Annotated in this window: 18 protein-coding genes; 11 read left to right on the forward strand and 7 right to left on the reverse strand. The window is 62.9% G+C overall.

What is annotated here, in order from left to right; translation table 11 throughout:
- Positions 1-55 precede the first annotated feature (55 nt).
- From yajC to AC3WQS_RS19730, 6 genes are all read left to right on the forward strand, one after another.
- Positions 56-403 (forward strand): preprotein translocase subunit YajC, encoded by a 348-nt coding sequence (gene yajC / locus AC3WQS_RS19705; protein WP_047888383.1) that lies wholly within the window; start codon positions 56-58, stop codon positions 401-403.
- Positions 404-623: 220 nt separating this feature from the next.
- Positions 624-2,345 carry a protein translocase subunit SecD gene (gene secD, locus AC3WQS_RS19710; protein WP_060938516.1) on the forward strand — a complete coding sequence of 574 codons (1,722 nt, stop codon included), beginning with the start codon at positions 624-626 and terminating at the stop codon, positions 2,343-2,345.
- Positions 2,342-3,565: a protein translocase subunit SecF gene (secF, locus tag AC3WQS_RS19715; protein WP_099698670.1), complete on the forward strand. Its 1,224-nt coding sequence runs from the start codon at positions 2,342-2,344 to the stop codon at positions 3,563-3,565. The genes secD and secF overlap by 4 nt, the downstream gene beginning before the upstream one ends.
- A gap of 2 nt (positions 3,566-3,567) precedes the next feature.
- Positions 3,568-5,298, forward strand: a complete 1,731-nt coding sequence (locus tag AC3WQS_RS19720) for an ABC transporter substrate-binding protein (RefSeq protein WP_042951810.1) — start codon at positions 3,568-3,570, stop codon at positions 5,296-5,298.
- Positions 5,295-5,873: an adenine phosphoribosyltransferase gene (locus AC3WQS_RS19725; RefSeq protein WP_019748305.1), complete on the forward strand. Its 579-nt coding sequence runs from the start codon at positions 5,295-5,297 to the stop codon at positions 5,871-5,873. The genes AC3WQS_RS19720 and AC3WQS_RS19725 overlap by 4 nt, the downstream gene beginning before the upstream one ends.
- Before the next feature lie 98 nt (positions 5,874-5,971).
- Complete coding sequence (locus AC3WQS_RS19730) at positions 5,972-8,383, forward strand: RelA/SpoT family protein (RefSeq protein WP_029255290.1); 2,412 nt, start codon at positions 5,972-5,974, stop codon at positions 8,381-8,383.
- Positions 8,384-8,436: 53 nt separating this feature from the next.
- Here the strand turns inward: AC3WQS_RS19730 and AC3WQS_RS19735 are convergent, their stop codons facing one another.
- Both AC3WQS_RS19735 and AC3WQS_RS19740 read right to left on the reverse strand, forming a co-directional pair.
- Entirely contained in the window at positions 8,437-9,249 is an 813-nt protein-coding gene (locus AC3WQS_RS19735) for a peptidylprolyl isomerase (RefSeq protein ID WP_492712332.1), read from the reverse strand.
- Positions 9,249-10,130, reverse strand: a complete 882-nt coding sequence (locus AC3WQS_RS19740) for a peptidylprolyl isomerase (RefSeq protein WP_047888380.1) — start codon at positions 10,128-10,130, stop codon at positions 9,249-9,251. Before AC3WQS_RS19740 ends, AC3WQS_RS19735 begins: the two co-directional genes overlap by 1 nt.
- Before the next feature lie 194 nt (positions 10,131-10,324).
- On the opposite strand from AC3WQS_RS19740, the gene AC3WQS_RS19745 reads away from it, so the two are divergent.
- From AC3WQS_RS19745 to AC3WQS_RS19760, 4 genes are all read left to right on the forward strand, one after another.
- A complete protein-coding gene (locus AC3WQS_RS19745) occupies positions 10,325-11,005 on the forward strand; it encodes an MBL fold metallo-hydrolase (RefSeq protein ID WP_019748309.1) in 681 nt (226 codons plus the stop codon).
- A 15-nt stretch (positions 11,006-11,020) separates the two neighbouring features.
- Positions 11,021-12,292, forward strand: a complete 1,272-nt coding sequence (hisS, locus tag AC3WQS_RS19750) for a histidine--tRNA ligase (protein WP_019748310.1) — start codon at positions 11,021-11,023, stop codon at positions 12,290-12,292.
- Positions 12,282-12,911: a hypothetical protein gene (locus tag AC3WQS_RS19755; protein WP_492712334.1), complete on the forward strand. Its 630-nt coding sequence runs from the start codon at positions 12,282-12,284 to the stop codon at positions 12,909-12,911. Before hisS ends, AC3WQS_RS19755 begins: the two co-directional genes overlap by 11 nt.
- A gap of 66 nt (positions 12,912-12,977) precedes the next feature.
- Complete coding sequence (locus AC3WQS_RS19760) at positions 12,978-13,967, forward strand: malate dehydrogenase (protein ID WP_492712335.1); 990 nt, start codon at positions 12,978-12,980, stop codon at positions 13,965-13,967.
- Between the two features lie 33 nt (positions 13,968-14,000).
- Here the strand turns inward: AC3WQS_RS19760 and AC3WQS_RS19765 are convergent, their stop codons facing one another.
- Together AC3WQS_RS19765 and AC3WQS_RS19770 are read right to left on the reverse strand one after the other, a co-directional pair.
- Entirely contained in the window at positions 14,001-15,293 is a 1,293-nt protein-coding gene (locus tag AC3WQS_RS19765; RefSeq protein WP_492712336.1) for a hypothetical protein, read from the reverse strand.
- Positions 15,290-15,619, reverse strand: coding sequence for a type VII secretion target (locus AC3WQS_RS19770; protein ID WP_029255293.1), 330 nt, complete (start codon positions 15,617-15,619; stop codon positions 15,290-15,292). The genes AC3WQS_RS19765 and AC3WQS_RS19770 overlap by 4 nt, the downstream gene beginning before the upstream one ends.
- A 173-nt stretch (positions 15,620-15,792) precedes the next feature.
- Here AC3WQS_RS19770 and otsB point away from each other — a divergent pair, with 173 nt between their 5' ends.
- On the forward strand, positions 15,793-16,581 hold the full coding sequence (gene otsB, locus AC3WQS_RS19775; protein ID WP_283308982.1) for a trehalose-phosphatase: 789 nt from the start codon (positions 15,793-15,795) through the stop codon (positions 16,579-16,581).
- Between the two features lie 9 nt (positions 16,582-16,590).
- Here the strand turns inward: otsB and AC3WQS_RS19780 are convergent, their stop codons facing one another.
- The 3 genes from AC3WQS_RS19780 to AC3WQS_RS19790 form a co-directional block, all read right to left on the reverse strand.
- Complete coding sequence (locus tag AC3WQS_RS19780) at positions 16,591-17,391, reverse strand: alpha/beta fold hydrolase (protein ID WP_492712337.1); 801 nt, start codon at positions 17,389-17,391, stop codon at positions 16,591-16,593.
- Between the two features lie 133 nt (positions 17,392-17,524).
- The gene (locus AC3WQS_RS19785; protein WP_019748317.1) at positions 17,525-18,316 is read right to left on the reverse strand and encodes an ABC-2 transporter permease; all 792 of its coding nucleotides are present in this window, start codon (positions 18,314-18,316) and stop codon (positions 17,525-17,527) included.
- Positions 18,316-19,290: an ABC transporter ATP-binding protein gene (locus AC3WQS_RS19790; RefSeq protein ID WP_264610422.1), complete on the reverse strand. Its 975-nt coding sequence runs from the start codon at positions 19,288-19,290 to the stop codon at positions 18,316-18,318. Before AC3WQS_RS19790 ends, AC3WQS_RS19785 begins: the two co-directional genes overlap by 1 nt.
- Positions 19,291-19,340 lie beyond the last annotated feature (50 nt).

The raw sequence follows: 19,340 nt of genomic DNA on the forward strand, positions 1-19,340 counted from the left end.
CCATCCGGGACCATCGCGGCGTAAAACGTGCAACACAACCGAGGTTGATCAACACATGTCGAGTTTGCTTTTCCCACTCTTGATCCTCGCACTGCTGGTGCCCATGTTCCTGGGCATGCGCAAGCAGAAGAAGGCTTTGGCTGCCACTTCCGAGATGCAGGACTCGCTGCAGGTCGGCGATCGAGTGCAGACCACGGCCGGGCTCTATGCCACGATTGCTTCTCTGGACGACGACACCGTGGACCTCGAGATCGCCGACGGTGTCATCACCACCTGGTCGCGTCTGGTCATCCGTGAGCGCGTTGTCGAGACGGCCGAAACCGACGAGTACGACGACGACTCGGTTTCCGAGATCGAAGAATCAGCTGCTGACACCGAAATCCGGCTCACCAAGGAGTCCTGACTTCGTCGACCTGGCACGTGTTCTAGAGTTGTGAACTCGGACACACGTCCAGATCGGTTGGTCTGTAGTAGTTCTTTCATCGGAGTAGTTCTTTCACCAGCAGCTCAGTTCATCCCGTTGATCAATCCTTGCAGTTCGAACGCCGCAGCTCGGGTGGTCGTCGACCGCCCGAGCCCTGCATTTACTGAAGCTCTGCACCTACTGAGGAGACTTAAAGATCGTGGCACCTTCCACCGGAACGGTGCATCCGGTCCGCTACCTGGCCCTTTTCGGGGTCCTGGTGGTGGCACTGTATGCCCTGGTGTTCTTCACTGGAGACAAGTCGGCCACGCCGAAACTCGGCATCGACCTGCAGGGTGGAACGCGCGTCACGTTGACCGCTCGTACCCCGGACGGCAGCGCTCCCAGTCAGGACAGTCTCAAGCAGGCTCAGGAAATCATCGAGACCCGCGTCAACGGTCTCGGCGTTTCCGGCTCCGAGGTCGTCGTCGACGGTGACAACCTCGTCATCACCGTTCCCGGCGACGACAGTGCGCAGGCTCGCTCGCTCGGCCAGACCGCCCGTCTGTACATCCGCCCGGTGACGGGTTCGATCGATGTCGCCACCCGTGACGCGAACCGGACAGCTACCCCTGAGGCGCCGGCGGCCGAAACTCCGGCCACTGATGCCCCGGCTCCCGAGGTACCGGCCGACGGGACCCAGACGCCGCAGAACCGCCCGTTCCTGGCTCAGGACCCGACGACTCCGGAGGCAACCCCGGCGCCGGAGACGACAACACCGGCTCCCCCCGCGGACGCATCGAGTGACGGCACCGACGAAGGCGACGCAGCAGCAGCGGAAATCGCCGCAGCGCGCGCCCTCCGACAGAGCAGCGATCCGACGGTGCAGCAGCAAGCAGTGGCGAACCTCGACTGCTCCGTCGCGGATCCGCTCCGTGGAAACGACGACCCGACTCTTCCGCTGGTCGCGTGCTCGCAAGACGGACTGAACATCTATCTTCTCGGTCCTTCGATCATCGACGGCCAGGAGATTGCCGACGCGTCTTCGGTCTTCAACTCGCAGCAGTCGCGCCACGAGATCAGCCTCTCGTTCAAGACGACCGGCAGCAACACCTGGGCCGAGTTCACCTCAGCCAACATCGGCAAGCAGGCAGCGTTCACGCTCGACTCGAAGGTCGTCAGCGCTCCCACGATTCAAGGTGCAACGCCTGCGGGTAGCGCGACCTCGATCACGGGCAGTTTCACTGCGGAGAGCGCCAAAGAACTTGCCAACACTCTGAAGTACGGTTCGCTTCCGCTCTCGTTCGCAGCCTCCGAGGCCGAGACGGTCTCGGCAACGCTCGGCCTGGCCTCACTTCAGGCGGCATTGATTGCCGGCGCGGTCGGTCTCGTTCTCGTTCTGCTGTACTGCCTCGTCTACTACCGGATGCTCGGCGTCCTGACGGCGTTGTCGCTGATCCTCTCCGGAGTCATGGTCTACGCGATCATGGTTCTGCTCGGCAGATACATCGGCTTCACACTCGACTTGGCCGGCATGGCTGGTCTGATCATCGGTATCGGTATGACCGCCGACTCGTTCGTCGTGTTCTTCGAACGCATCAAGGACGAAATGCGTGAGGGCCGTAGCTTCCGCTCCGCGGTGCCACGCGGTTGGGCGCGAGCGCGCCGAACAATTCTGTCCGGCAACGCGGTGAGCTTCATCGCGGCTGCAGTTCTGTACGTGCTGGCGGTCGGACAGGTGCGAGGCTTCGCCTTCACCTTGGGTCTGACCACCATTCTCGACGTGATTGTCGTGTTCCTCGTGACGTGGCCACTGGTCAGCATGGCGTCCCGTTCGGCGTTCTGGTCCAAGCCCAGCGTCAACGGTCTCGGCGCAGTGCAAGAGGTTGCCCGCGAACGTAAGGTTGCCGCCGCTGCGTCGGCTAAGGAGACACGAGCATGAGCGAGTCCAACAACTCCCCGGTGGGGTCCAACAACAGTTCCTCGGCCGAGTCCGCCGATGCCGCAGCCCGGTCGGAGATCACCGACTCCGGCGTCGATCAGGGCGCGATGCCCAAGCACAGTTGGCTCTCGCGGCTGTACACGGGAACGGGTGCGTTCGAGGTCGTCGGCAGGCGTCGTTTCTACTACGGACTGACCGGCGCTCTGGTCGCCATTGCGCTGCTCAGCATCATCCTGCGCGGCTTCACCTTCGGTATCGATTTCGAGGGCGGATCGCGCATTCAGTTCCCGGCCGAGGGTGGAGTCGAGACGTCGGAGGTAGAAACCGTCTACTCCGACACACTCGGGTTCGAGCCGGTCAGCGTGCAGACGGTCGGCTCGGGTGCCAGCGCCACCGTGCAGATTCGGTCGGAGACGTTGAACGCGACGCAGATCAACGATCTGCAGTCTGCGCTCTTCGACGAGTTCCAGCCCAAGGACAAGAACGGGAACCCGTCGGCGCAGGCCATCAGTTTTGCGGACGTGAGTGAAACCTGGGGCGGCCAGATCACCAAGAAGGCGCTGATCGCGCTGATTGTGTTCCTGGTGATCGTGAGTATCTACATCGCCATCCGCTTCGAGCGGGACATGGCGGTAGCCGCGATCGTCGCGTTGTTCTTCGACATCATCGTCACTGCCGGCGTCTACTCGCTCGTCGGTTTCGAGGTGACGCCCGCGACGGTGATCGGTTTGCTCACCATTCTCGGCTTCTCGCTGTACGACACAGTGGTGGTGTTCGACAAGGTCGAAGAGAACACACGCGGTGTTCTGCATCTGACGCGCCGGACGTACGGCGAGCAGGCCAACCTCGCGGTGAATCAGACCTTGATGCGATCGATCAACACGACCGTCATCAGTGTGCTCCCGGTGATCGCTCTGATGGTTGTCGCGGTCTGGATGCTCGGCGTCGGCACGCTCAAGGACCTTGCACTGGTTCAGCTCGTCGGCATCATCGTGGGTGCGTACTCCTCGATCTTCTTCGCGACGCCGCTCCTGGTGTCGATGAAGGAACGCTGGGGACCCGTTGCCGCTCACACTCGTAAGGTGCTCTCGCGCCGGGCTACGCTGGCCGAGAAGGGTACGCAGACGGTTGCCGTCGGCGCACCAGCTGCACGCCGTGCGCCGGTTGCTCCGCAGCCGGGTGTGCGGCCGACCGGAAAGCGAAACAAGAAGGGGCACTGAACATGCTCCCAAGAACACGCACACTGGTTCGATCGATGACGTTCGTTGCGGCCACCGCTGTGGCTGCCGGTTCGTTGGCGGCCTGCTCGGAAAGCGCCGAGCAGGTTCCGTCCATCGGATATGCCATCGACAACTCCATCTCCACGTACAACGCCAACACGACAGCTGGATCGGTGTCCGGGGCGATGGCTGCGTTCGGCCGGGTGCTTCCCGGCTTCACGTTCACCGGCCCGGCCGGAGCACCTGTGTCGGACACCGACATCGGAACGGCGTCGGAGTTGCCCGGTGACGTGCTCACGGTCTCGTACAAGCTCAATCCGGCGTCGGTGTACTCCGACGGGATTCCGATGTCCTGTGACGATCTGGTCCTCACCTGGGCGGCGTCGAGTGGCAAGTTCACCAAAGACGTCGATGGTGCGGTGAAGCCCATGTTCGACACGGCGAACAATCTCGGTTACGCGGACATCGACCGGATCGACTGCCAGAGCGGGTCGAAGGACGCGACTGTCTTCTTCAAGCCCGGGCGATCGTTCACCGATTGGCGGTCGTTGTTCGGTGCGACTGCATTGATGCCTTCACACATCGTGACGCAGCGCGCCGGAGTCGGCGACGTGGTGAGCGCGGTGAATGCCGGTGACACCGAAGCGTTGTCGAAGATCGCCGACTTCTGGAACACCGGGTGGAACCTGACTCCAGGTCAGGTGGACACCTCCGTACTGCCTTCCGCTGGTCCGTATCGAATCGACTCGTACAGCGCCGACGACGGCCTGGTGCTGGTCGCGAACGAGCGGTGGTGGGGCAACAAGCCCGCGACCGATCGCATCGTCGTCTGGCCACGTGGTGTGAATCTGACCGAGGATCTCGACAAGAACTCGATCGAGGTCGTCGACGTCGCTTCCGGGTCGGCGGGCGAGCTCGGTACTCCGTCCGGGTTCGACGTCCAACAGATTCCGTCGCGGTCGATCGAGCAGTTCGTTCTCGCGACGTCTGGTTCGCTGGGCGACGAAGCCGCCCGTCGAGCGTTCGCGCATTGTGTTCCGCGGACAACTCTGTTCGAGAAGTTCGGGCAGACGGATAACGCGCCGCAGGCTGGTCTGGGTTCCGGCGTGGTCGATTCGCGACTGATGGCGCCGGATTCACTCGTTTACAGCGACGCCGCTGCGGTCGACGGTGACCGGTACGCCAATGCCGACGTCGATGCCGCGAAGACGTCGTTGTCGGAAGCCGATCTCGACCAGTTGACCGTCCGGGTCGGGTACCTCGCACCGGACCCGGTGCGGGCGCAGATCGTCTCTGAAGCGAAAGCCGCGTGTGCTCCGGCGGGAATCACGATCGAGGACGCGAGTACCGACAGCTTCGATCCTGCGAGTCTGCAGTCCGGGGGAGTCGACGCTGTGCTTTCCGGCATGGCAGGCAAAGTCGGGGCAGGCGGAACAGCGAGCATGATCGACGCGCGCGGAGCGTTGCGATCGGGCAACGGCGCAAACCTCGGTACGTACGGAAATGCACGGATCGATCAGATCATCGATCAGTTGAACGTGGATGCGAGCACCAGTGCGCAATTGGGACTCTCGGTGGAGGCGGAGAACATCCTGTGGACACAGGTGCCTACGATTCCACTGTTCAATCAACTACGAACTGTCGCTGTAGCTCCAGGCATGTCGGCAGTGTTGGTCAATCCGACTCGGGCCGCTACCGGCTGGAACATGGACAGATGGGTATTACGCAGATGAGCGTCTCGAATGGTGTTGCCTTGCACACGCCTGAAGAATTGATCGCAATCCACCGGGCTGCCGGAGACGCCGTTGTTCGGCTGACCCGTTGGGCGGACAACTTTCCCGGGCCCGGGGTTCGGTTCGCCGATCTGACTCCGGTGTTCGCCGACGCCGAGGGGTTCGGGGCCGTGCTCGACGCCCTTGTCGCCTGTGCTCCGGACGCCGACACGATTGCCGCCGTCGATGCTCGCGGGTTCCTGCTCGGTGCCGGCGCGGCTGCGAAGATGGGTGCTGGGGTGGTGGCCGTGCGGAAGGTCGGCAAACTGCCGCCGCCGGTGCTCTCTCGTTCGTACAGCCTCGAGTACGGATCTTCGACGCTCGAGATTCCTGCAAACGGCTTCGATCTCACCGGGCGGAATGTTCTGGTGATCGACGACGTTCTGGCTACCGGAGGGACACTCGAGGCGGCTGTACAGTTGGTTGAGTTGGGTGGAGCGAACGTCGTCGGCGTCGCAGTGGTGCTCGAGATCGAGGAACTGCGCGGTCGAGATCGCTTCTTGAAGTACCCACTGACATCCCTGGTGAAGGTCTGAGTATTAAAGTTGTCTCCTGGGGGTCGAGTTAGACCTCCAGGGCAATTACCCGATGCAGGGCGGTTGCCTCAACCAACTCGGTGGTAGGAGGTGGCGACATGACGTCGAATCTTGATCGATCACAGAACTCGGGTGCAGTGTCGCAGGAGACGGGTGCAGATCCGGCTCCGGAGACGACACCATCGAAGTCCGCGGTGCCCGACGATTCGGGATCTGCGCAAACTGCCGGCAATCGGGGTGGGCAAAACCTGGCCGTGCCCGCTTCCGCCTCCCGTAGGGTGCGCGCTCGGCTTGCTCGGCGCATCACCGGTCAGCGCAACGCCACCATCCGCCCGGTGCTCGAGCCGTTGGTCAGCCTCCACCGTGAGCTGTATCCGAAGGCCGACCTCGCGCTGCTCCAGCGTGCGTACGACGTCGCCGAGGACAGACATTCGAGCCAGCGTCGCAAGTCCGGCGATCCGTACATCACGCATCCGTTGGCCGTGGCAAGCATTCTGGCCGAGTTGGGTATGGACACCACCACCCTCGTCGCAGCCCTTCTGCACGACACCGTCGAGGACACCGGGTACTCACTCGAAGAGTTGACCAAGGACTTCGGTGACGAGGTCGCTCACCTCGTCGACGGAGTCACCAAACTCGACAAGGTCGTTCTGGGCACCGCCGCCGAGGGCGAAACCATCCGCAAGATGATCATCGCGATGGCGCGGGACCCGCGCGTGCTCGTGATCAAGGTTGCGGATCGTCTGCACAACATGCGCACGATGCGATTCCTGCCGCCCGAAAAGCAAGCACGTAAGGCGCGAGAGACTCTCGAAGTCATTGCGCCACTTGCACATCGACTTGGAATGGCGACCGTCAAGTGGGAACTCGAGGATCTCTCGTTCGCTATCTTGCACCCGAAAAAGTATGACGAGATCGTTCGACTGGTCGCCGATCGCGCGCCTTCTCGTGACACCTATCTGGCCAAGGTTCGCGCCGAGATCAACTCGACTCTGTCCGCCTCGCGGATCAACGCCATCGTCGAAGGCCGGCCCAAGCATTACTGGTCGATCTATCAGAAGATGATCGTCAAGGGCCGCGATTTCGACGACATCCATGATCTGGTCGGCGTCCGCATCCTGTGTGAAGAAGTGCGTGACTGTTACGCCGCGGTCGGCGTTGTCCACTCACTGTGGCAGCCGATGGCCGGACGCTTCAAGGACTACATCGCACAGCCGCGCTACGGCGTCTACCAGTCGCTGCATACCACCGTCGTGGGACCGGAAGGCAAGCCCCTGGAGGTCCAGATCCGGACCCAGGACATGCACCGGACCGCGGAGTTCGGTATCGCCGCGCACTGGCGGTACAAGGAGACCAAGGGCAAGCACGCGGGCGACATCGCCGAGGTCGACGACATGGCGTGGATGCGTCAGCTACTCGACTGGCAACGTGAAGCGGCCGATCCGGGGGAGTTCCTCGAATCGTTGCGTTACGACCTCGCGGTCAAGGAGATCTTCGTCTTCACGCCAAAGGGTGACGTGATCACGTTGCCTGCCGGATCGACTCCCGTCGATTTCGCGTATGCGGTGCACACCGAGGTCGGGCACCGATGCATCGGTGCCAGGGTCAACGGCCGGTTGGTCGCGCTGGAACGAACTCTCGAAAACGGCGAAGTGGTGGAGGTCTTCACGTCGAAGGCTGCCACCGCCGGGCCGAGCCGAGATTGGCAGACGTTTGTCGTCTCGCCGCGTGCCAAGGCGAAGATCCGTCAGTGGTTCGCGAAGGAACGCCGCGAAGAGGCGCTCGAGTCCGGCAAGGATCAGATCGCGAAGGAAGTCCGCCGTGTGGGACTTCCGTTGCAGCGGTTGATGAATGCCGAATCGATGAGCACGATCGCGCATGAACTTCGCTATCCCGACGTCTCGGCGTTGTACACGGCGGTAGGCGAGAGCCAGGTGTCGGCGCACCACGTCGTGCAGCGACTGGTTGCTCATCTGGGCGGCGTCGGCGCCGTCGAGGAGGAACTGGCCGAGCGTTCGACGCCGTCGACCATGCCGGTGCGCACCCGCAGTACGGGTGACTCCGGAATTCTGGTTCCCGGAGCACCCGGCACGGTGGCAAAACTCGCAAAGTGTTGCACGCCGGTTCCGGGCGATTCGATTCTGGGCTTCGTCACGCGCGGTGGGGCGGTCAGCGTGCACCGTACCGACTGCACCAACGCCAACTCGCTCCACGATCAGTCCGAGCGAATCATCGACGTCGAATGGGCACCGTCAGCGACGTCGGTGTTCCTGGTCGCGATCCAGATCGAGGCGCTCGATCGTCATCGGTTGCTTTCCGACGTCACCAAGGCGTTGGCCGACGAGAAAGTGAACATCCTGTCGGCCTCGGTCACCACCTCAGGTGACCGAGTGGCGATCAGCAAGTTCACCTTCGAGATGGGCGACCCGAAGCACTTGGGTCATGTGCTCAACGTGGTTCGCAATGTGGAAGGCGTCTACGACGTCTACCGCGTGACCTCTGCTTCGTAAACTGCTGTGCGCCTTTATTAACCGCGGGCGGTTAACAAAGGCGCACAGCAGGGTTAGGCGACTACTGCAGTCTCGATGGTGATCGGGGTGTTGGGTGCGCCGCCACCGGTTGCGCCCATGCCTCCGTCGTCGCCGTCGGCTGCGATCTTCTCGATCGTCGCCAGGCCGGAGTCGTCGATGGTGCCGAAAACCGTGTAGTCAGGCGGCAGCATCGAATCCTCGTAGACGAGGAAGAACTGGCTACCGTTGCTGTCAGGTACGGACGAATGAGCCATCGCCAGAGTGCCACGGGGGTAGACGACCGGCAGCGACAGCGCCGGGTCGTTCCCAGCGTATGTGGTCGTGGGGTACTCGTTTGCAAATTGGTACCCCGGTCCACCGGTGCCCTTACCCGACGGGTCGCCGCATTGGAGAATCTGCAGACCCGGCATCGTCGAGAGTCGATGGCACGGGGTGTCGTCGAAATACTTCTGCTCGGTCAGGCTCACGATGCTGTTGACAGTGCAGGGGGCTGCTGCGCGATTCAGTTCCATCCCGATCGGGCCGGCCGTAGTCGTGAGCGCGACGTTGACGGTTCCCTCGGTGGACACGCCCGTGGAGTTCGGCGGATTGACGGTCTTTGCAGCGCCCGCCGCGCTCGGGTACGAGCAGTCGACAGTCGCCGACGCCGGAGTCGGGACAGGCGGGAGTGCGTCGAACTGTGACATGTCGAGCGGCGGCATGGCAGCCGTTGTCGTCTTCGCCTTGGAGGTGCTGGACGGCGAGTCCGAGCTACCGGAATCACTGGAACAACCAGCCAGAAGCAGCGCTGCGGCGCTTGCAGCGGCAATAACTACAGGAAAGCGCATCACAGGATTACGTCGCATCAGTCGAGCCTTACTGTCTTGATGTCGGTGGTCAGATTCGGCTTGCCGTCACCCTCTGGTGTCGATCCGCCGGCCGCGACCTTGTCCAAAGTGGCGAGACCGGTCTCGTCGATCGTGCCGAAAACCGTGTACTGCGGCGGGAGTTGTGAGTCGCCGTAGACGAGGAAGAACTGGCTGCCGTTGCTACCGGGTGCCCCGGTGTTGGCCATCGCAACCGTGCCGCGCGCGTAGGTGACGGGCTCTTGCGCTGCCGGGTCGGTGGTGGCGTACGCCGTGGTGGGGAACTCGTTGTCGAATCCGTAGCCCGGTCCGCCGGTGCCGGTGCCCGACGGGTCACCGCACTGCAGAACCTGGAGCGAGGGGCTCGTCGTCATGCGGTGGCAGGTGGTGTCGTTGAAGTAATCCTGCTGCGCCAAGCTCACGAAGCTGTTGACCGTGCACGGAGACTTCGTTCCGTCGAGCGTGAGCCCGATGTTTCCCTGCGAGGTCTCGACGCTGATGCTCGGCGTCGCGTCCGGCGCGGTGGTGGGAATCCCGTCGGTACGAGGAGGGTTGTTGGCCTTGGACGCGGTAGCGCCGTCAGCCGGGTACGAGCAGGAAACCGTGTCGGCCAGCGGCGTCGACAGACCGGCCGGCATTGCGCCCGCGGTCTGCGGCGTGAGGCTCGAATCGTCGGCAGCAGTGTTGGTGGTGTTCGCGTCGTCGTCACTGCGATTGCTGAACCAGATGAGTCCACCGACGACACCGACTACGACGACCACGCCGAGCGCAGTTCCGGCTATCGTCATCTGCTTGCGCTTGCGGGCACGTTCTGCGCGACGTTCGAGCTGACGCTCGAGCTTGCGTTTCGCCGCCTCGCGGCGTTGCTCGTTACTCGGCACTGCTGTAGTCCTCCGTATCGCGGGTGGATCGTGGTCGGCCCGCCGAGCGACACCCTGGGGTCGGCTTCGGCAAGCGGCTCTACTCGTCGTCAGAGTCTCCCATTGCAACCTGAGAACTTACTGGCGGGGCAGCAGCTTAGGCTGTAACCGACAGCGTGTTGTTCGTTTCCACCCTTCGAAGAGGAGTTGCCCCCGTGCTCGTCACTGGTTTTCCGGCCGGGATGTTCCAAACCAACTGCTACATACTCGCTCAGGACGACGCGTGCGAATGCGTAGTCGTCGATCCGGGTCAGGATGCAGCCGAGCCGCTCTTCGAATATCTCGACTCCAAGGACATGTCGGTCAATGCAGTACTTCTGACCCACGGTCACCTCGATCATGTGTGGTCGGCCCGCGAGGTCTGCGAGCGGTACTCCGTGCCCGCCTACATCCATCCCGAGGATCGCTACATGCTCAGCGATCCGGCACGGGGGATCGGCCCGACGATGAAGGAATTCATTCAGGGCATGACGTTCGTGGAGCCGGACGAGGTGATCGAACTGAGCGACGGAGACAAGATCACCGAGGCCGGAATGACGTTCGTCGTGGACCACACGCCCGGGCACACGCAGGGATCGGTGGTGTTCCGCACCCAGGCGAACACCGAGAGCGGGCCCGTGGACTTGGCGTTCACAGGTGACACCCTGTTCCAGGGTTCCATCGGGCGCAGCGACCTGCCAGGCGGAAATCACGAGCAGTTGCTCGCTTCGATCGCCCGCAAGCTACTGGTACTCGGTGACGAGACCGTGGTCCTGCCCGGGCACGGTGGCAACAGTTCGATCGGCGCCGAGCGAAGCTCGAACCCGTTTCTCGTTGGACTCAGCGCACAGAAATAAGGAAAAGTACCTCTCGTGAGTAAAGCCAGCACCTTCTCTGCACCCAAGGGAATTCCGGACTACGTTCCGCCGCAGTCAGCCGAATTCGTCGCCGTTCGTGACGGTTTGACGCGCGCCGCCAGGTTGGCCGGGTACGGCCACATCGAATTGCCGATCTTCGAGGACACCGGCCTGTTCGCGCGCGGTGTCGGCGAGTCGACCGACGTCGTCAGCAAAGAGATGTACACGTTCGCCGATCGCGGTGACCGTTCGGTGACGTTGCGTCCCGAGGGAACCGCCGGTGTCATGCGTGCCGTCATCGAGCACAGCCTCGATCGTGGACAGTTGCCGGTCAAGGTCAGCTACGCGGGCCCGTTCTTCCGCTACGAGCGCCCGCAGGCCGGCCGCTACCGCCAGTTGCAGCAGGTCGGCGTCGAGGCCATCGGGATCGACGACCCCGCGCTCGACGCTGAGGTCATCGCGATCGCCGACGCCGGATTCCGGTCGTTGGGGCTCGACGGCTTCCGCCTCGAAATCACCTCTCTCGGCGATGACACCTGCCGACCGCAGTACCGCGAACTGCTGCAGGAGTTTCTCTTTGCACTTCCGCTCGACGAAGACACACGTCGACGCGCCGAGATCAACCCGCTTCGGGTGCTCGACGACAAGCGCCCAGATGTACGCGAGATGACGGCCGGCGCACCGCTCATGCTCGATCACCTCTCGGAGAGCTGCAAGGCGCACTTCGACGAGGTACTAGCGCACCTCGACGCCTTGGGAGTTCCCTACGTCGTCAACCCGCGCATGGTCCGCGGCCTCGACTACTACACCAAGACGACCTTCGAATTCGTGCACGACGGACTGGGCGCGCAGTCCGGAATCGGTGGTGGTGGTCGTTACGACGGACTGATGGAACAGCTGGGCGGACAGCCGCTCTCGGGGATCGGGTTCGGAATCGGCGTCGACCGCACGGTTCTCGCGCTCGAGGCCGAGGGTAAGTCGGTTGCGCCACCGGCACGTGTCGACGTCTTCTGTGTACCGATGGGAGCCGAGGCGAAGGCGGCACTGGTGAAGATCGCACACCAGTTGCGTGCCAATGGGATTCGCGTCGACCTGGCGTACGGAAATCGTGGCGTCAAGGGCTCGATGAAAGCGGCCGATCGCTCGGGCGCCGCAGTCGCGTTGGTTCTCGGCGAGCGCGAGCTCGAAGAGGGCGTTGTCGTTGTCAAACAATTGGCGACAGGTGAGCAGGAGACGGTGCCGCTCGACCAAGTTGTCGACAAGCTCGGGGATCTCGTTGAGCACTGAGGCTGAACCGGTTTCGCTCGATCTGGTTCCCGTGGCGTTGATCGCGCCGCGGCTGAAGAAGTTCGCCGTTGTTGTTGTGGTCTTCGGTGTGGTCGTCGGGTTGATCGTCAGTGTGTTCTCGACGATGACGGTCGGAGTGATCGTCGGTGCCGTCATCGCGGTTCCGACGTCAATGGCGATTCTGATGACGCTGCGCCGGCATATCACCTTGTATGGCAACAGGATTCGAGCACAAGCTGGTTTTCGCACCAACGACGTCGATGTGGCCGAGGTGCTCACGGCGGCGTTGACGGTGCGATCCGGCCGGATCAGCGAGGTCAGCCTGACACTCGGTGACGGTCGGTCCACCGTGCGAATACCGCTCGCGCTCTACACGGCAGGGGGCGGGCGCGAATTGGAGATCCTTGCACTCCGCAAGCTCGCCGACGCCCTGGCGGCCAGTGAGTTGGTACCGGCTGCCGCGTTGTCCTCGGTGCTGATCGAACAGTTGCGTGCCGAAGCCCGCGGCGCCGGACTGGCCGAGCGTCCGCTCTACCGCGCCGTCGAACTCGTGACGGCGGAGGGACGAGTGCCGAGAACCACACTGACAGACCACGAAGTGGCCGGATTACTCGACTAGCGTGGAAACCGTTCTTACAGCGTTGTAGAACGGACAGTCGTGAAAACGGCAGGTGAGGAGTCGGCAATGAGTATTGCGCCCGTAACCGTCACGGTGACCGGAGCGTCGGGTCAGATCGCCTACGGCATGCTTTTCCGCATAGCTGCGGGGGAGATGCTCGGCGCTGACGTACCGATCAAACTTCGACTGCTCGAGATTCCCGCCGCCGTGTCCGCTGCCGAAGGCGTCGCGATGGAGCTCGAAGACGGCGCATTTCCCTTGCTGAGCTCCATCGACATCACCGACGATCCCGATGTCGCCTTCTCCGGCGCGAACGTCGGGATGCTGGTCGGTGCACGTCCGCGGAGCAAGGGGATGGAGCGCGCCGACTTGCTGAGCGCGAACGGCGCTATTTTCACAGCGCATGGGAAGGCGATCAACAACAACGCAGCCTCGGACGTCAAGGTGCTGGTCGTCGGAAACCCGGCCAACACCAACGCTCTCATCGCGATGAACAACGCGCCGGATGTACCCGATACTCGGTTCAGTGCGCTGACGCGCCTCGACCACAACCGAGCGATTGCGCAGGTGGTGAAGAAGACCGGCGTTCGTGCGTCGTCGGTGCGCAAGGTGTCCGTCTGGGGAAACCATTCGGCGACGCAGTACCCGGACCTGTCCCACGCGACCGTCGCGGGTGAGCCTGCGCTCGCGGTGATCAACGACCGAGACTGGGTGGAGAACGATTTCATCCCGACTGTGCAGGTACGAGGCACCGCCATCATTGCTGCGCGTGGATCGTCCTCTGCGGCAAGTGCGGCCAGCGCGTCGATCGACCACGTCCGCGACTGGGTGATCGGAACGGCCGAGGACGACTGGGTATCCATGGCCGTCTGTTCGGACGGTTCCTACGGGGCGCCCGAAGGATTGATCTCGTCCTTCCCGGTGACCTGTGCCGATGGTGAATTCGCTATCGTTCCGGATCTCGCGATCGACGACTTCTCACGCGAACGGATTGACCTGTCCGTCAGCGAATTGGAGCAGGAGCGTGCGGCGGTACGGGAGTTGGGCTTCGTTTGAGGTTGTAATGCCGCCCCGGCCGGGGAGTCCCGATCAGAGATCTCGGAACAGGTACTGATCGGGATTCTCGGCACCGAGCACGGGCGGTGACACCATCGGTAGATCGTCGACCATCGAGTTTTCGTCACCGGCGCTGACGAGATACCCCGGAGTCGTGCGTGACGACTCGTCGTCCCGCGTTCCGCGAGGACCGCCGCCCATCATGCCGCCCGGCGATATGCCGCTACTGCCGACCGCCGAAGATGGTGCACCCAGGCCGGGCGTTGCTACCGGAACCGGTTGAACTGCAGCAACTCCCGCTGCGCCTCTCATCGTTCCACCGGTAGTGCCGCTTCCACCCACCCATGCTCCGCCGGAGCTCGCTGTCGCACTGGGCGACGGCGACCCGCCGGCTGCGAGTGACGTCGATGAATTGCCTGCGCCCCACAGCTTGTCGACGCCGGTCGGAAGTCCGGCGCCTGCCTGCGCTGCCGCGGTCCGAACGGCATCGGTTCCTGAGTGCGCGGATAACGGTGCGTCGCCGGCATCGGTCGATCCAGACAGCTGCGATCCAGACAGCGGCGATGCCGACGCGGCTGATGCCGCCAGAGGTTGGGCGATCTGACGGGCGGCGTCGGCGAGCGCCTCCGGAGTGGCAAGGTTGGCGAGAGCCTCACCGATCGGTGGAGTCGGCACGGGGATCGACCCGGCAAGGGCGTTCATGGCAGCGGTGTGCCCGAGCATTTCCCCGCGAGTCTGTGTCACCGCAGCGACGGCTGCCTGCATGTGTTCGGCTGCGGAGGCAATCAGCATCGCCTGTCCTGGTGGTGTCCACGCGATCGGTGCAGCAGCTGCAACCGTGGTCGCGAAGGACTGCGCGATCGCCGCGAGATTCGCGTTGCCTCGCTGCACCGATTCCGCGGCGGCAGCAGCGGTTTTCGATATCGCGGTTCCGCGTTCGCTCAATTCTGCGCCGCTGTTCTGGGCGGATCGCGACAGTTCGGTCGCGGCTTCACTGCCGGTGCTGTTCCAGGTCTGGCCCACCTCGGCGACCGCCCTTTGGGACAATCCCATGGCTTGGTCGATGAGAGTGGACGCCTGGTTGAAGATGCCGACGGGATCGGTGCCGGCAAAAGTGCCGGTGCCGAGGCTCTTCCCGAGTTCGATCAACGGCGCGAACAGATCTTCGATTCCGGGTAATGCCGGAACCGGTATGCCGGCGAGCATCGATTCGACCGTGTTGTTCGGCAATGCCGGGGCCGGAGCACCACTTTGAAGGAATTCGAGGACCGTCGTCGAGTCGTCTTCGGTGTTCATGCGATCGGTGTCGACGCGATCGCTGTTCACGCGGTCACGTCCGTCGATCCAGCGATGCCGGCGAGATCTGACGCGGTTGAAAGATCTGTGGTGTCGTAGGCCTGAGCGGCTGCACTCGCCGTTGCTGCGTTGCCGGCGTAGAAGGTCGCCAGTGCTGCAACATCTTTGGTGTGAGTTGCCTGGGCGCGCGCGAATGCCGCGAGAAACTCGATGCCGACAGGACCGACGGCTGGTGCGACTGCCGCGATGTTGGCGCCCAGATCGACGGCGGCGGCCTGCGCGATGTGTCCTGCAGCTTCGGCCGACGTCGAGCCGTACCTTCGGATGTCGTCAGTGACGACAGTCAATTCGCTCATCATTACCCCCCAGTTGGTAAGCGTCGTGAGAACTGTATCGGAGAGAAGCGGCGCCGGAGGGGAGTGGACACGGCTCACCCTGCGCTTTCCGGACAACCTGGACGAAGTGGCAGAGATTACATTCTGATCCGGTGTTGGTTATGCGGGTGCGATCGATTTGGCACACTCGAACCATGCGAACCGCTTCGGACGTCATCCTCCGACTCACGTCCGATCCAGCTCGGTGTGGGCTGGTGATGGATTTCGACGGCGTGCTTGCACCTATCGTCGACGATCCGTCGGCCAGTGCGCTCCTGCCCGGTGCCGAGGAGGTGCTCGCGACTTTGTCGAGGCACTTCGGCGTGGTGGGCTTGCTCTCGGGACGGCCGGCGTCGTTCTTGCGAGAACGACTGAGTCTGGATTCGGTTGTTCTCATGGGTTCCTACGGCGTCGAGACCTGGACGGAGAACGGAATCGAAGTGCTTCCGGCCGTCGCTGCGTTCAGTGATGCCGTCGCCGAAGCAGAAGCCGAACTGCGTCGCCTGTTCGACTCTCAGTCAGTTCCTGGCATCCACGTCGAGAGCAAAGGCCTTGCGGTGGCTGTGCATTGGCGTCGGGCCGCGGATCGAGCGGTCGCGCAGCGCCTGGTGGAAGCAGCGACGACAGAAATCGCGAGCCGGACCGGGTTGCGGCGTGAGCCCGGCAAGTTGGTCGAAGAATTGCGTCCACCCGTTGAGGAGGACAAGGGGACAGGCCTCCTTCGCGTGATCGCCACCGCAGGCGTCGACGTCGTCGCGTACGCGGGCGACGACCGTGGTGACCTACCTGCCTTTGCTGCTGTCCTTGCCTCGGGTGGAGAAGCGTTGGTGGTCAAGGGCGATGACATTGCACCGGAAGTGGCTGCTGTCGACGGCGTCCAGTTCGACGGCCCGCCGGCATTCCTCGATTGGATGAAAGAGCTTGCCGCGCACCTGGAACGCTGACACGTGAGGTCAGTCTGCCAAGAACTCGACCAGCGCGCGGTTGACCTCTTCCGGATTGTCCTGTGTGCATTGATGTCCGACGCCGGTGATCACCACCCGGCGAATCAGGTCCGGTAGCTGGTCGCTCAGGGCGTCGTAGATTCGATCGAGTTGGCGCGGCATGTCGACCTCTCCCCGCATCAGGAGGGTCTCCTTTCGGGGTGCCGTATCCACCGGGCAGAGTGACGCGAACCCGCTTGTTCCCAGATCCAGCCAGGTCTGCCGTCCGGCGGCCAGCATGCAGTCTGCAACGTATCTGCGAGTTGCGGGATTTCGACTCGACCACCGGCCACTGTAAAAGGCAAAGGGACCCCACGGAATCCGTCGATACAAATGCGTGCCGATTTTGATCGCCGAGGCAGCGGTTCCACTCATTTCCCGGTGCTGGCCAGGGCTGCCGATCATGACGAGCTTGTCTACTCGATTCGCATGACGATGGGTGAACTCCTGCGCGATGTTTCCGCCGAACGAGTGTCCGACGATGCTTGCGCGATCGATTCCGAGCGAGTCGAGCATGACCTTCACGTCGTCGATCACAGTGTCGAGAGTGGCGCGGTGGCCTTCCTCGAGAATCGACAGCCCTTGACCGCGTAGGTCGGGCAGGAACAGGGAATAGGCGCCCGCGAGTTCCGCGACCTGGTCGTCGAACATTCGATGATCAACTCCGGCGCCATGCAGAAAGACCACGCATTTCCGATCGAGCGCCGGCGTGCGCCACACACGCATTTCGGTGCCCGGAGTGGAAATAGTCTGGGTTGTCAGAGTCTGCATCGCTGTCCGTTGCCTCAGTTCGTTGCCGAATCAGATGGAAGTGAGCCTATCCTAACTTCTGTGGACCGCGGTTGTGGCAACAAGAAACTGGCCGCACCGGAACATCTCCGGTACGGCCAGTCTTGGTGTTAGGTCAGGCGTCGCGCTTGTTGACGACGGCGATGCTGATTCCGAAAACCACCAGCACAAATGCTGCGAAGTAGAACAGGCTTCCCCAAGGGCCCCAATGGAAATTGGTGCTCGAACCCGAAGAGAGGAAGTGGTCGGCGTTGGCGAACGGGAGGAACGGTGTGACGTTTCTACCGAAGGATCCGAACATGCCGAACAGGCTCTCGATGAGCAGCGGCCAGAGCAGGAGCAATGCAATAGCGCCGGCAGATTGCCGCAGGAGTGCTCCGACGGCGATGGCAAGGACAACGCAGAGGAAGGCGAAGATCGGTACGCCGTAGACGGCGCGCCAGGCATCGGCGTTGTCGAGCGCCAGATTGGTGGAACCTTCAGAGCCTGCAGCAGCTTTGGTGATGAATACCGCGCCGAGCATGAGAACGAAGGACAGCGCCGCGCCGAAGGCGCCGATCAGGCCGGCTTTGGCGATCAGGACCGAAGCCCGGCTCGGGATGGCCTGGAAGGTGGTGCGGATGATGCCGAAGCGGTATTCGCTGGTAATCGCGAGGGCCGCCATGATCATCAGGACCATGACGCCGAAGCCGGAAACTCCCAGTCCCGCTTCATTGAACGTGGGGAGGAACTTCTCGAAATCAGGAGTTCCTGATGCGGCTTCGTCGTTGTACGCCTGGATGCTCGAACTCGACGAACGCCCGATCATCCAGGCGACGCCCAACCCTAGGACGATGATTGTGATCGTGCACCACAGCGGCGACTTGGTCGTGGTGATCTTGATACGTTCAGCACTGAGAACAGCCATTACAGTGCACCTCCCATAGCGTGCTGTGTGTTTGTGTGGTGGGCTCCGGCACCCGGATCGATACCGGATGCGTGGTACTGGACATCGTCTCCGGTCAACTTCATGAACGCGTCCTCGAGCGACCCCTGCACAGACGCCAACTCGTGCAACACGATTCCCTGCGAACCAGCCAGACCCCCGATCACATCAGTGGTCGAATCCACCACCACCAACACCGGCTCCGATCCTGAATGCTCCTCGCGGACAGTCAGTCCGTGGGCAGTCAATGCGGCATGGAGAGCGTCCAATTGTGGGCTGCGCACGCGCACCGTCGACTCCGACGAGCGATCCACGAACTCCGCGACCGTCGAATCCGAGATCAACCGACCCCGGCCGATCACCACCAACTGCTCCGCCGTCAACGCCATCTCCGAGAGAAGGTGACTCGACACCAGCACCGTGCGGCCCTCGGCCGCCAACCGCTGCATGAACTTACGAATCCAGACGATGCCCTCCGGATCGAGACCGTTGACCGGCTCGTCGAACAACAACACCTTCGGATCACCCAACAACGCACCCGCCAACCCGAGACGCTGCGACATACCCAACGAGAACCCGCCGGCCTTCTTGCCCGCCACCTCGGACAACCCGACCAACCCGAGCACCTCGTCCACGCGGGACTTCGGGATCCCGTTCGAAGCGGCCATCCACTGCAGATGCGCCCGCGCACTGCGATTGGGATGCACCCACTTCGCATCCAACAACGCGCCCACCGTCCGCAACGGCGTCTTCAACTCCCGGTACGGCTTGCCCTCGATCAACGCCGCACCCGACGTCGGCTGATCCAAACCCAGAATCATCCGCATCGTCGTCGACTTACCCGCACCGTTCGGGCCCAGAAAGCCCGTCACGATGCCCGGCTTGACCGTGAACGACAAATCGTCCACCGCTTTCGTCGGTCCGTAAACCTTGGTCAATCCCCTCAGTTCAATCATGATGAGAACTGTGCCCTACGGCGCTGACCAGCACATCGGTCCGGAGGATG

This window comes from Rhodococcus sp. FW305-130 (assembly GCF_058788335.1).